The organism is Chamaesiphon sp. OTE_8_metabat_110 (assembly GCF_031382685.1).
Classification (GTDB): Bacteria; Cyanobacteriota; Cyanobacteriia; order Cyanobacteriales; family Chamaesiphonaceae; genus Chamaesiphon.
In genome coordinates this window covers 1-12,965 of sequence record NZ_JANMZA010000680.1, presented here as the reverse complement: position 1 = coordinate 12,965, position 12,965 = coordinate 1, and the positions used below count along the sequence as shown (strand labels likewise).

The window sequence follows — 12,965 nt, the reverse complement described above, 5'->3', positions numbered from 1 at the left end:
GGGTTACTATGCAATTCAAGCTCGCTGGATCTGGGAGAGTGGCGACTGGCTGACACCGCAATGGTGGGGTCTCCCAATTTACGATCGGACGATCGGTATTCAGTGGCTGATTGCGTTAGCTTATCATCTGTTTGGACTCAATGAGTTTAGTGTGAGGCTACCCAGCGCGATCGCTTGTCTGGCGAGTGTATTATTGACCTATGTGATGGGGATAATCCTCTTCAATCGGCAGATTGCATGGTTGGGTGCGGCGATCTTGATGTTGTTGGGACTATGGGTAAGTGAGGCTCACACGGCGCAGCAGAATACAGCATTGGTGGCAATTGAGTTACTTGGGATTTGGGCATTGTTAAAGATTGCAGATTCCCAGTCTATCAGTTTATCATCTTCAGGCTGGCGGAGCTGGACTGGAGTCTCGATTCTCCGATGGAGAGGCTACGCCAACGAGCGGAGTTGGCTGTGGGGACTGCTGGCTGGGGCATCTGTCGGCTGGGGCTTCTTGCTCAAGGGATTTATGATTTTTGTGCCGATTGTCGCGCTCTTACCTTATGCGATCGATCGCCAGCGTTACCAGAAATTTTTGACGAATCCAGGGATTTATATCGGTTTAATTTTTGGTGCCATTCCCACTGGCTTATGGTTGATTTTAAGTTGCGTTAAATATGGGGGCTTGATGCCAGTCCAAGAGTTAGTTAATAAACTGCTCTTTCTTTCAAAAACAGATACTTATAATCCCGGCCCTTTTTATTATCTCTGGAATCTCCCCCTAAATATTTTCCCTTGGGCATTATTTAGTGCAATCGGCGCGATCGTGGTGTGGCGCAAACTCTTGCCAATTAATTACTTCGCCATCAGTTTAACGCTAGGTTATCCGATCTGCTTATTTATTTTATTGAGTTTATTTCGGACGCGGATGGCATATTATCCGATGCAATTATTGCCGCTGATGGCATTGCTCGCAGCCGCAGCCTTTGTCCAATTTGGGAAGATTAGCCGTCAACAAATTGGCGGATATCGGTTGGTAACTTGGCTCGGCTATGCTTTTAGTGGCTTGGGAATTATTCTGGCAGTCGCGGGCATTTTAGTCGCGATCGTTGGCGTAGCCTCTCCATCGGAGAATCGACCGTTATGGGGGCTGGTTATCCCGCCAGAAATACGGATTTATGCGTTACCTGCGATTGCGCTCGGAGGCGGCTGGATAACGATTCCTCGCTTGTGGCGACGTTGGCAACCACCTGCGACCCCATTCTGGTTGGCTGGTTGGTTACTTCCCGCTTGGATGGCGATTGTCGGCTTTGGACTGCAAGGTGCATTGACAGATAAAAGTCCAGACTTTAGAACTGCATTCGATCGACTGATGACCGATCGATTCATGGTATCAACATTGGCAAGCAGCCTCGATAAGCAGCCTGTAAATCTCTTCATCGACAATATAGCAGCAGAAGGCTTTGGACAGCCTAGCAAGCACGATCGCGCCCTCACAACGGACGAACATAAAACCCTGATTTTATTGAGCTTTTACACGCCACATTTAGGCAAACAGCTCGATAGCTTTACCGATTTGCCCGATCGGTCTTATGCTTGGACATTGAGCGTCCCGCCCCAATTAACAGCTCGCACGCGCGTTATTGGTAAAGTGCAAGGTTGGCAACTAATTCAGAAAATTAGCAGTGGTGGCTAGTGGATTAGATCGGAGTTTTGTATTATGCTTTGCTATTATGTGTGAGGAAAATCCATGTCTAATCGATTAGTTAGCGAGCGCACTCAAAAACATTTTGATGCCATTGCCTTAAAACTAGATTGGTGGGCGCAACGCAATCGGTATTATTATCGAGATCTCGATCGATTGCACCAATTCTTAATCCCGGCAGGTAGTAAAGTATTAGAAATTGGGTCTGGTACTGGGGATGCACTGGCAAAGATCGATCCAGATTTAGGTGTGGGTATTGACTTTTCATCAGTCGCGATCGATCTGGCAAAAACTAAATATCCCCATTTACATTTCTATTGTATAGATGCCGAGCAGCTCGATTTACAAACGCTAACGGAGTACCCTTTACTTGCTACTAGATTTGATTATATTATCTTGTCCGAAGTCTTAGGCAATCTCACGAATATTCAACAAGTACTCACAAATTTACAGCAGCTATGTCATCCTCAGACGCGGATAGTAATTAACTTTCACAACTTTCTGTGGGAGCCAATTTTAAATCTTGCCGAACGGATCGGACAGCGCCGTCCCCAACCGCCACAAAGCTGGTTGTCGATGAATGATGTCATCAATTTATTAAATATTACTGGCTATCAACCAGTAAAAATTGGTAGAAGATGTTTACTGCCTAAATATATCCCGATTGTTTCAAATTTTGTCAATCGTTATATCAGTCCATTGCCGATCGTCAATCACCTCGGCTTGACTAATTATATCGTCTCGCGTCAGCAGGTCGATCGTCCTAATAGTCACGATTATTCTGTCAGTGTGATTATTCCCGCCCGGAATGAAGCCGGAAATATTGCCGCTGCGATCGAGCGATTACCCCGGCTGGGCAAACATACTGAAGTCGTGTTTGTTGAAGGCCATTCCCAAGATGATACTTGGGATAAAATTCAAACATTAGTGCGAGAATATACGGGTGAATTTACGCTGCAAGCATTTCAACAAACAGGCAAAGGTAAAGGTGACGCTGTAAGATTGGGCTTTGAAAAAGCCACTGGCGATATCTTAATTATCTTAGATGCCGATCTAACAGTCCAACCAGAAGAACTAGTAAATTTTGTGAGTGCGATCGTCAGTGGACGCGGCGAATTTGTCAATGGTTCGCGATTGGTTTATCCTTATTCGCAAGCTGCGATGCCGTGGCTGAATACTTTAGCAAATAAATTTTTTGCCCTAGTTTTTTCCTTCCTGCTCGGACAGAATATTAAGGATACTCTCTGCGGAACTAAGGTATTATGGCGGGATGATTATCTGCGGATCGTTGCTAATCGTAGCTACTTTGGCGACTTCGATCCCTTTGGTGATTTCGATTTGCTCTTTGGTGCTGCTAAGCTAAATCTACATATCGTCGAAGTGCCAGTACGCTATCAACCCCGCACCTATGGTGAGTCAAATATCGCCCACGTTCGCGAGGGGTTAGTATTGCTAAGAATGTGTCTGTACGCCGCTCAGAAAATTAAATTTGTTTAGCCGCTAATCGGTAGGGGCAATTCAAATACTCTTACCAATTGGCTAACTTAACGTCAGGCTTCGTTCTAGTACTGCCACCGATTAAAATCGGGGCTAGTAATGCAAAGTCCGCCTGTCTTGAAAAGGTGCTTCACTTGGGGAAACCCCAAGAACGCACTTTTCGCTACGCGGACTAGTTAATCAGTCCGCGTAGGCGGACTTTGCATCACTAGCCGAGACTTCCAGTCTCCAGGCATTTCTTATCTCGAACTTACGTTAACTTACCATCAACAATTTTAGCTTCAGTCAACTTGCCCCGATCGATCTGCCAACATTTATCGGCGATGGCGAGTAAATCCCCCGCATCGTGAGTCACCACCAGCAAAGTCCATTGCTGCTTGAGTTGAGCGAGTAAATTTACCAACTGCTGGCGCATCGACCAATCTAAGCCCGCTGTCGGCTCATCTAAGAGCAGTAAATGGGGTTGCCTAATCAATTGCACCGCCAAGGCTAATCGCCGCTGCTGTCCGCCGCTGAGGGCATGTGGGGAGCGCTGTAACGGCAGATCTGCCAAACCGACAGAGATCAGAGCTTGCTCGACGCGCTCGGCTCCGAGTTCGGGATGTCCCAGTCGCAACTCTTCTAAGATGGTATTGGTGCAAAAATGCCGCTCGGGAAACTGAAATACCAATCCGCCTAGTTGCTGAAGCAGCTCGGTATCTAAGGCTCGATCGCGCCAGTAGACACCCCCACTCGTACCACTCGCCAATCCTGATAAAATCTCTAGTAGTGTGCTTTTGCCCGAACCGCTGGCACCGACGATCAGCCCAATTGCTGGGGTGCTAATTCTAAGTTAAGATCCTGGAGGATGGCTCGATCGCTAGCCGGAGGATGGTAGGAGAGGTGTTTGAGTTTGAGCATCGGGGAGAGGGAGGATAGGCTTTGGGCTTTAGGTTTTAGGCTTTGGGCTTTGGGTTTTAGGCTTTAGGGAAAAGAGGCTACCAGATAGCTTTGAAGTGTAGTCTATGTCAGTTGAATAATTGCAGATAGTAGGGTGGGCACTGTCTTGACGCGCTTAACTTGGAGGGAACCTCCTGTCTTACCGCCCTCAACCTGGAGGAAACCTCCAGAACGGGGCGGCGCAAAGCGCGCGTCGCTGCCCACCAACTAGTTTTCAGGTGTAATCTATCTGATAAATAATGACAGCTACTTACTTAAAAAAAGCGCGATCGATCTTTATTGTGCAACATCAACCTAGAGTAATGACAAATTGGAACATCCGATCGATACTCACGTCCAGACAATACGACATATAGCAATTGTTACACTACTGGTAGCGACGGCTGAATCCAAAATCGATCGATACCTAGCTCCAAACTTCGACTATTATCTCTCTAGATCGACTATTTACCAGCTACTAATCCATGAAATTTAAGTTTTCGCTACATACTCTCCTCACTTTCGCTACTGGTGTAACTCTTGCTCAATCGACGATACTCGCCCCGATTAGTCAGTTAAACCCCACCATTACCGCAGTAGCTAGCAAGCCAGCACCAAAGCCGAATAGTAATATGCTGTTTCCCGCCGCTGGGAATAATACGAAACAGGGGTCAAATGTCGAGCGGGCAAAGGAATCCATGTTTAGAGATGGGAATTATGTCAAAGCCAGACAATATCTCAATAGCGCACTCAAAACCGAACCAAACGAACCATTAACTTATGCGATGAATACTCTCTATCCCTTTAGCGCCGGGGATTATGAGAGCGTGAGAGATTACGGTGAAAAAACTACTAGGGCTGCCCAGCGACTGATGAAAACCAACCCGCTGCGGGGGAATTTGTATCAGGGAGTGGGTTTGGCAATCCTCAGCGCTTATGAAATGAAGAAGGCAAATGGTGGTGCTTTGGGTGCTTTGAGTAAGCTCCAAAAAGTATTTGAGTATATGGATAAAGCTAAAAAGATCGAACCGAATAATCCAGAATTAAATCTAATTAAGGGTTATATGGATCTACTTTTAGCTGTCAATGTACCATTTTCCGATACCAATCAAGCACTCGAACAATTACAAAATGCCCAACCTCGATATCTAGCCCTCCGAGGAATGTATATCGGTCATCGCGATCTGAAAGAGTATGATAAAGCTAATATCGCGATCGATGCCGCCCGCAAAATTGCCCCGCAAAATCCCGAGTTAACTTACTATAAAGCTCAGCTACTCGCCATTCGCGGGCGTGAGAAAAACAATGAAACCGAGCTGAAAGAGTCGATTAAACTATTTGAAGTTGCGTATAAAGGACGCGATCGATTATTGCTCTCAACCATCTCTCAAATTCTCTCCGAACGCTGTCAAGCTAAAGCAGCACTAGCTAAGACAAGTAATGAGACTTGCTACGGCTTTGAAGCCAAACTTAAACAAGATAACCCCAATCTGGTAGTTGGATTGACGAAGCTACCTGCGTTGAATTAGATGGGAGATGGGAGATGGGAGATGGGAGATGGGAGATGAATAGGCGAGATGGTGTTCGCCGGATATCGGTTTTAGAGTAATTAATTATCTCTAAGTTTTCTGACTTTTCCGATCCCAACTCCCAACTCCCAGCTAATTAAGTGAATAAATATTCCCATCCACTAATAGACAGGTAATTCCCTTCGATCGCAGATGTTGGGTAGTCTTATAAAAGATCCGACTATCTGGTACCTTGATCACGCGTTGAGTGCGTTGATTGGAAAATCTTTTGGCTACGCGATGATTATCAAAAACGGGTAAAGTGCGCTGTTGAGTTTCTTTATCGGGAAGTTGACCGAGATCGGCAAAATCCTTGAGCGGTCGCACGATTAGCTCGGCAAACTTATCGATCACGATATAGCAAGTACGGGGTAATGTCGCTTGAGACAGCGGTTTGACTTGAACGTGCAAGCGATCTTCGGTCAACAGCGGCTGATAAGGCGATGATGGTGATTCCTCGTCCCAATCTTCAGCATCAGAGTCATCAGATTCATCATCCTCATCATCGCCATCGGCAATTTCTTCCCCAAACATTGCTGCTAGCAGGTTGACATCTTCTGGTTCGTTATCTTCGTCACTCTCATCAGTGACGGCTTCGACAGGTGGTGCGGGCGGTGGCGGCGGATTAGCGTAGCGCTCTTTAGAATCGGCAAGTATTTCTCGCAGCACTGGCGTACGGGAAATTGGTGGCGCAATCGGGGTCTTAGGAACAGCAGTTGCGAATGTGTCGATGTCATTATCGATGTCATCGCTGATGTCTTCGGTTGCCACAGCAGATGTTTCAACTGGGGTGTTGAGGCTGGTTGTTGTCGGCGTTGGTTTATCGATTTGGGCTACCGCTCCGGCTGTCTGCTGGCTATCGGGTGCGGAGGAACGACGCCGCACGCGACGGCTGGCACTAGTATCTTCGATCGCCTTGTCACGATCGGCGGTATCAAGTTTTGGAGCGATCGGATCTGCTAAAATCTCATCGAGTGTGGTGAGTGATTCGAGTTGTGTGAGTGCTAATGTCTCTAGTTCGGGGTTACTTGCGGGTAGGTCGATTGACAAGCTGGGAGCCTCGACGCTCGGGATCTCGGCTGTGCTACTGGTGAGCGAGTCTACTACCAGTGGAATCGAAATTTCTGCTTCGCTGCTGCCTTTAGTACCCCGTTTTTGTTGGATTAAGACTTCATATTCCGCTTCGGGAATACTCGTTTTGAGTAGGCGACTGATCGTAGAATTGCTGACTCCATAACGACTTGCCAGAGATGCAGTAGTATCTCCAGACTGACGGTAAAGATCGACGATCTCCAACTTATCTGCATCGGTAATTTTTTTAGAACTCATGTTTTACTTTATAGCAGTCCGTCGGCGAGCTAGACGGCGAGCGCGAATGGAGTTATCAAATTCTAGCGCAGCCGCGATGCCAAACTGCACGATCCCAAATATCCAGAACACTTCCATAATAAAGCCACTTTCGTATCCTTGCACTCGATCGTTAGCATAAGCAAACCAAGTATCGGCAATATAAAAACATAATACAGCTTGAGCGGCCATTCGCCAGGGCAATCCTAATTGACCGCCCCAAAATCCCAACAGTAAAATTACCGCCAACGTCAGCAATACCAGATCGCACAGGACATAAAACAAATTGAAGGTACTGACCAATGGACGCATCGAGCGATCGATCGCCAGCACCCACTCAGGCGGACGTGCTGGCGCGGGGACGGGACTTTGGGGGACTGCGGGGGATGGAATGACCTGAGTGACGATGGATGTCCCTTGCGGCTGTGTACCGACCACCGCTATCGGCGGTAACAGGATCCGCTCAGCTCTAGCCGGGATCGTCGTCAACCAACACCCGAGCGTCAAACCGACCGCTACTACTCCAGCGACGATCGTCCATTGCTGCGGTACCAATCGAACATCTCGATCGAGAATTGCCAACCGGACCCCAGCAATTAAAATCAGATAAAATAATACAAAAAATGGATTGCCAGCAGAAGCAGCCGGGTTTAACTTCCAAGCTACTTCCCACAGCACAAACCATAAGTTACCTACAAAAAAGCTCGCAATTGCGATCGCAAATAGTAGCCACACTGCTTTGCCACCAGCGATATATTCACTCTGCCAATTTCGCCAACACAGCCAGCCAGAGATGATTAAGGCAATTTCTTCTAAGCTAATAGTGGACAAAACAAACCAACTCGGACGTGCGGTAGCTGGCTCGACGACGCTAAAGTTTAGATAAAGTATCAAGGCAATTGCCGACCAAACTAGCCCCCAATAAATTACTAATTCCCCACGGAGCCAATCGCTGTTTAATTTTTCTGGTGAGTATTTAGTCATTAGTTGGGATGTATGGGTTGGCAGATTCAGTAGCTCGTTAGGATCTAAAGATCGCTAGATATCGAGGGTGTCTACTAAGCTCGATCGCAGCAATTCTGGCATTGATTCGATAATCTCGATCGCAATTTTTTTTCCGAATTGATGACCGATTTTTTGTTGAGTGAGGTGATACAGTTGTCGATCGAATGTTTTGAAATCTAACTCTGTCCATTTTAGTAATCTAGTAGGAGTCAGTGGATCTAGCTCTAATAATCGATCGACATCTGTTCGAGATTGGAGCTGTGGAGTGTGGGCAACTAAATTTTCGGCAAATACTGTTAATTGTCTGGCACCTACTAAGTCTTGCCACTGCAACCAGAGTTCTTGAAATAGCCACAAGCTTGCCTGTTGTAATTCCAACCTTGGCTCACGCTGAAGATCGTTTCGCTGTGCTGGCTGCACTGGTTGAGCAGAGCCGCGATCTAACGCCCATAATGAATAATAACCAACTTCCCCAACTAGCAAATATCTATCTATTACTGCCGGATTGTAAATGCGATCTAACGACATGAGATGCTGCCATTGGTGTTGAGCTGCATCCAGCTTGTGAGTGCTAAAAGCTTGCAGGAGGTCGTATTTTCGATTTTGATAAGTGAGCCTCAATCCTGGTATTCCACGATTAGGAAGGGTAGCAATCTCAATATTTACTAATCGTGGATCGGTGATTGACATCTTGGCAATAAAAAATATATTATTATTTAATCTCAAATCTTCCCAAATTACCTAGAGTAATATTGCCGAGATCGCCATGCGACCGATCGCCCAAAAGGCAGTATTTTCATAGATTTAACACTTGACATCGCTGTAATTTTAATTAAAGTGTGTTAGGATATGGGGCTAGTGTGGGTGAATAGCTCAGTTGGATAGAGCAACTACCTTCTAAGTAGTCGGTCGGGGGTTCGAGTCCCTCTTCACCCGTAAATTTCAATCCTCACTATCTAGTTATTGCCAAAGTTAAAGTTTTAGCTGGGTCGAATGGCATACTTTGGCATGACAACCAATATGAGACGAGCGGTACTATCTAGATTCTGCATGTTGAGGAGTACAAAGTTGAAATAGAGTCGATCGCTGCTGCTAGATAATAGAGTAATATCGATCGGCGATAACTTCACACTGATAACTGCCTGATGCGGAATACCCAAGCTGCGATCTTCCTCTGTCTGGCTTACGTCGTTGGTTTACTCATTACCTTCAATCCGTGGGTGCGATGGGGACTGCTGGTGGTGGCAATTCCGCTAGTGTGGCTACTGCCAAGATTTTGGAAAAAGAGTCCCAACTGGCAATTTTTGGTAGCGACGATCGCGATCGTCGGCTGTGCTAGTTTTTATCTAGAGTTACGCGTCCCCAAACCTGCCAGTAATGATATCAGTAACTATATCCCCGCTACTGCCGAACGCGGTACGACGCAATTTACCACCGTCCAAGGAATTGTCGATAGTTATCCCCGCGTCACCCGCAGTCAAAATGGTCAATTTTGGCTCAATGCCACTCAGCTAAATGAGATCCAGGGCGAGCGATTGCGCCCTGCTGACGTGAGTAGAGCGGTAAGTGGTCGGGTATACGTGACAGTGCCATTACAGAGCGTGACGGGCTTACAGCCTGGGGTAGCGGTGTCGATTACGGGCACCTTGTATCGACCGGAAGTAAATGCCAACCCTGGTGGATTTAGTTTTCGCGATTATCTCAGTCAATCGGGGGGCTTTGCGGGGATGCGCTGCGACCAATTGCGGGTACCGAATGAAAGTCAGACCCAGCAATGGAGCTGGGGCAAGTTGCGCGCGCGAATTGCCGCCGCACAAGTGCAGTGGCTGAATGTCCCCATTGGGCCATTGGTGACGGCGATGGTGCTAGGATCGGAAGCAGTAGATTTACCATTTGAGTTACGCGATCGGTTCGTCAGAGTTGGCTTAGCTCATGCACTAGCCGCGTCTGGATTTCAAGTCTCGCTGATCCTCAACGCGATCCTTGCCCTCACCCGCAAGCGATTATCGGTAGTAGCACAGTCAAATGTCGGTGCCTTAGCTTTACTCATTTTCCTCGGTTTGACTGGCTTCCAGCCTGCGGTAGTGCGCTCTGTGGTGATGGGGATGGCAGTCCTGGTCGGGCTGCGAACTCAGCGGAAAATTAATCCCCTCAGTTCGTTATTTTTGGCTGGCACGTTATTACTAATTATTAATCCCTTATGGATTTGGGATATTGGTTTTGAGCTGAGTTTTTTGGCAACATTAGGATTGATTGTCACTGTCGAACCACTACAGCAAAAGCTCGATTGGCTGCCCCCAACGATCGCCGATCTGATTACCGTACCACTAGCAGCATCGATTTGGACATTACCAATTCAACTGTATGTATTTAAGGTATTTCCGCTCTATAGTTTACCTGCAAATGTTCTCACTAGTCCCCTGATTAGTATTATCAGCATCGGTGGGACGATCGGGGCATTAGTTGGTGCGATAATTCCAATTTTTGGTAGTGCGATTTCCTGGCTGTTATATTTACCAACACAGCTTTTAATCGGGATAGTTAATTTGTTTAATTATCTACCGGGGGCATCATTTGCGGTCGGTCAAATTTCGATTTGGCAATTAATCGCTTTATATGCCCTGATCTTAGGTGTGTGGCTAGTGCCGAGCTGGCAGCAAGATTGGAAAATACCCACGGGTATCGGGCTATTGGTCGTAATCGTGCCATTAATTATCTGGAAAACCACCGAGTTACAAATTACCACTTTAGCCAGTAACGATCGGCAAATTTTAGTCATCCAAGATCGCGGCAAAACCATCTTAATTAATAGCGGCAATGAAAGTATTGCTAGATTTACGATCGCACCATTTCTTCAGCAGCAAGCAGTCAATCGAGTTGACAGCGCGATCGATTTCAATCTCGATGCACCTGCGATCGGTAGTTGGCAAACCCTAGCGCAAATAGTCTCAATCGACAAATTTTATCAGATTGGTGGTAATAGCAACCCTAGCGAAATAATTAAATTTGAAACATTATTACTCGGTAAAACCCATAAGTTCGATCGAGTCGAAATTACACCGATTAAAACTAATCCCGTTATCTTCCAAATTGCCATTCCTGAAGTCAGTCAAAAATGGTTGGTTATCGGCAATGATACTGGCGATCTGACCCAATCAGCGATCGATCTCGAACAACTCACCCCCTCATCAACGTTGTACTGGAGCGGCGGTAGACTCACCGAAAAATCGATCGCCAAAATTCGTCCCCAAGTAGCTATCGCCGCCACCGCCAATCCCGATCCCGAAACAATCAAGCTCTTAGAAAAGAATCAAGTTCGAGTCTACTACACCGGGCGCGACGGGGCAATTCAATGGACACCTGCGGGTCAGTTTAAGCCCTATCTGGAAGGAGAGGGGTAGGAGGAGTGGCAGTTCGGCTCACTTCGACTTCGCTTAGTGCAAGCCGCTCACTGACCGGGTACTGGGAGACGGGGGGACGAGGGGAACTTAATCTCTTACCTCTTACCTTTTACCCCACATTCCGCTAGTTCGACCACTCAAATATTCTAATTACTAAAAATATTGTCTTATGACCGTCACCCCTCCAGATAATAGAGCAGTTGTTACATAGTTCGATCGATCGGGGCATTATAAGTCTGTAGGTTGGGTTGCGGATGCGCAAAAAGTCGGATTTCCCGACGCGGACAGCGCAACCTGGCAGAAGAATGAAACTAGAGCGTACCCAAACTATTTTTGGGAGTGAAAATGACATTAAATCGCGTATTGCAGCTTGCACTATTAACAACAATCCCGCTGTTCGTGTGCGCGCTAGACATCCGAGCCGTGTCAGCAGATTGTATCGATATTCAGTCAGAAGGCCTGCGAGGATCTGGTAGTGGTTTAGTTGCCAACGAACGGTTTTTAGCACTCGACGACGCCCCAGCTAATCGGATAGTAGTTTATCGTCGTACCCCGCAACGCCAATGGACTAGATTGCGAACCATCGCACTCCCTCCCAATCCCCCAATTGCCAATCCTAGCAATGACTTTGGCTACAGAGTGACCCTCAAACTAGCCATATCGGGAGACAAGCTGGTAATTGGTAAAGTCGTATCTAAAACGAGCACCGGATCGCAAGAAGACGCATTCTACCCATATAAACCCCCAGCAGGGAAAGGGATGGCTTATGCTGGCGCTGTCTATCGCACTTCACTCACCTCAAATTCCCCATTAGAGCGAATCGATCGTCCTTAAGCAAAAGAATTAGCGGGTCTATCTGTGGCTGCCGATGGCGGGAAGATCGCTTTTTCAGTGGCTACATACGATCGCCAATCCCCTGAATATGTAACCGTTATTTCAGGCACTCGCCGCTATTCATTAGCTGCTAGTGGCGAGATTGCCCTGAACAAAAATTTACTTGTTGTAGGTAGCACTACCAGCGAGCAAAAGGGGAAACTTGCCATTTTTAACTTGGCAGATGCTACGCCATCCCCACGAAATCTCGCCATTCCTATCCCAGTGAGAGAGATCGCGATCGCCGATAAATATATAGTTGTTGCCGAGCAACTTTGGTCTAATCAATTTAATCGATCGAACCCAAAAACATTGTTTATAAATACTACCGATTTTTCTATTACTTCTGTTGAGGGGTTCGGGACGATTTCTGCTTATGGGAATAAACTAGTCCGCAGCTATCCATCTACAGCTGATAATGAAGTGTCTGGAAAAATTGAGCTATTTAATCTCAGTACCATGCCGCCAAAATCTTTAAACTTGCGTAAAACTGATGTTCATCGCAGCTTTCTTGCAAAAAACTATTTGTTTACTGTTGAAGACAATAAAATTTGGGCGTTGCTGGATTAAGGTATGATTAACAGCGATCGAGAGTAGAAATCAGCAGCCAGTAGAGGAGGTAGAATGATGGAATGTCCTGTGCTTGGGTCGGTTGCATGGACGGGG

11 protein-coding genes, 1 tRNA gene and 1 pseudogene are annotated in these 12,965 nt (G+C 46.7%); 7 read left to right on the top strand and 6 right to left on the bottom strand.

All coding sequences use genetic code 11. The features are described 5' to 3' along the window. Positions 1–1,681, top strand: a 1,681-nt coding sequence (locus tag RMO52_RS24575) for a glycosyltransferase family 39 protein (RefSeq protein ID WP_310419639.1), incomplete at its 5' end; no start/stop codon positions are given. Between the two features lie 54 nt (positions 1,682–1,735). Further along, the gene (locus RMO52_RS24570) at positions 1,736–3,187 is read left to right on the top strand and encodes a glycosyltransferase (protein ID WP_309741083.1); all 1,452 of its coding nucleotides are present in this window, start codon (positions 1,736–1,738) and stop codon (positions 3,185–3,187) included. 250 nt (positions 3,188–3,437) lie between these two features. Here the strand turns inward: RMO52_RS24570 and RMO52_RS24565 are convergent. Both RMO52_RS24565 and RMO52_RS24560 read right to left on the bottom strand, forming a co-directional pair. Then, positions 3,438–4,087: pseudogene (locus RMO52_RS24565) on the bottom strand (ABC transporter ATP-binding protein). Between the two features lie 102 nt (positions 4,088–4,189). Next, entirely contained in the window at positions 4,190–4,330 is a 141-nt protein-coding gene (locus RMO52_RS24560) for a hypothetical protein (protein WP_309741085.1), read from the bottom strand. Between the two features lie 260 nt (positions 4,331–4,590). Here RMO52_RS24560 and RMO52_RS24555 point away from each other — a divergent pair, with 260 nt between their 5' ends. Then, on the top strand, positions 4,591–5,634 hold the full coding sequence (locus tag RMO52_RS24555) for a Sll0314/Alr1548 family TPR repeat-containing protein (protein WP_310419634.1): 1,044 nt from the start codon (positions 4,591–4,593) through the stop codon (positions 5,632–5,634). A 132-nt stretch (positions 5,635–5,766) separates the two neighbouring features. Here RMO52_RS24555 and RMO52_RS24550 read toward each other — a convergent pair whose 3' ends face one another. The 3 genes from RMO52_RS24550 to RMO52_RS24540 are packed head-to-tail and all read right to left on the bottom strand — an operon-like array spanning position 5,767 to position 8,715. Beyond that, complete coding sequence (locus RMO52_RS24550) at positions 5,767–7,002, bottom strand: transposase (RefSeq protein WP_309741088.1); 1,236 nt, start codon at positions 7,000–7,002, stop codon at positions 5,767–5,769. A gap of 3 nt (positions 7,003–7,005) precedes the next feature. Further along, positions 7,006–8,004, bottom strand: coding sequence for a hypothetical protein (locus RMO52_RS24545; protein WP_310419631.1), 999 nt, complete (start codon positions 8,002–8,004; stop codon positions 7,006–7,008). A gap of 54 nt (positions 8,005–8,058) precedes the next feature. Beyond that, positions 8,059–8,715: a hypothetical protein gene (locus RMO52_RS24540; protein ID WP_309739513.1), complete on the bottom strand. Its 657-nt coding sequence runs from the start codon at positions 8,713–8,715 to the stop codon at positions 8,059–8,061. Positions 8,716–8,887: 172 nt separating this feature from the next. Between RMO52_RS24540 and RMO52_RS24535 the strand changes: the two genes are divergently transcribed. Beyond that, positions 8,888–8,961, top strand: a tRNA-Arg gene (locus tag RMO52_RS24535). 44 nt (positions 8,962–9,005) lie between these two features. On the opposite strand, the gene RMO52_RS24530 is transcribed toward RMO52_RS24535, so the two are convergent. Beyond that, a complete protein-coding gene (locus tag RMO52_RS24530) occupies positions 9,006–9,185 on the bottom strand; it encodes a hypothetical protein (RefSeq protein ID WP_309739514.1) in 180 nt (59 codons plus the stop codon). Here RMO52_RS24530 and RMO52_RS24525 point away from each other — a divergent pair. The 3 genes from RMO52_RS24525 (at position 9,171) to RMO52_RS24515 (ending at position 12,869) form a co-directional block, all read left to right on the top strand. Beyond that, the gene (locus tag RMO52_RS24525) at positions 9,171–11,426 is read left to right on the top strand and encodes a ComEC/Rec2 family competence protein (protein WP_310419628.1); all 2,256 of its coding nucleotides are present in this window, start codon (positions 9,171–9,173) and stop codon (positions 11,424–11,426) included. The genes RMO52_RS24530 and RMO52_RS24525 overlap by 15 nt on opposite strands. 345 nt (positions 11,427–11,771) lie before the next feature. Then, positions 11,772–12,260, top strand: a complete 489-nt coding sequence (locus RMO52_RS24520; RefSeq protein ID WP_310419623.1) for a hypothetical protein — start codon at positions 11,772–11,774, stop codon at positions 12,258–12,260. Between the two features lie 24 nt (positions 12,261–12,284). Beyond that, on the top strand, positions 12,285–12,869 hold the full coding sequence (locus tag RMO52_RS24515) for a hypothetical protein (protein ID WP_310419620.1): 585 nt from the start codon (positions 12,285–12,287) through the stop codon (positions 12,867–12,869). Positions 12,870–12,965 lie beyond the last annotated feature (96 nt).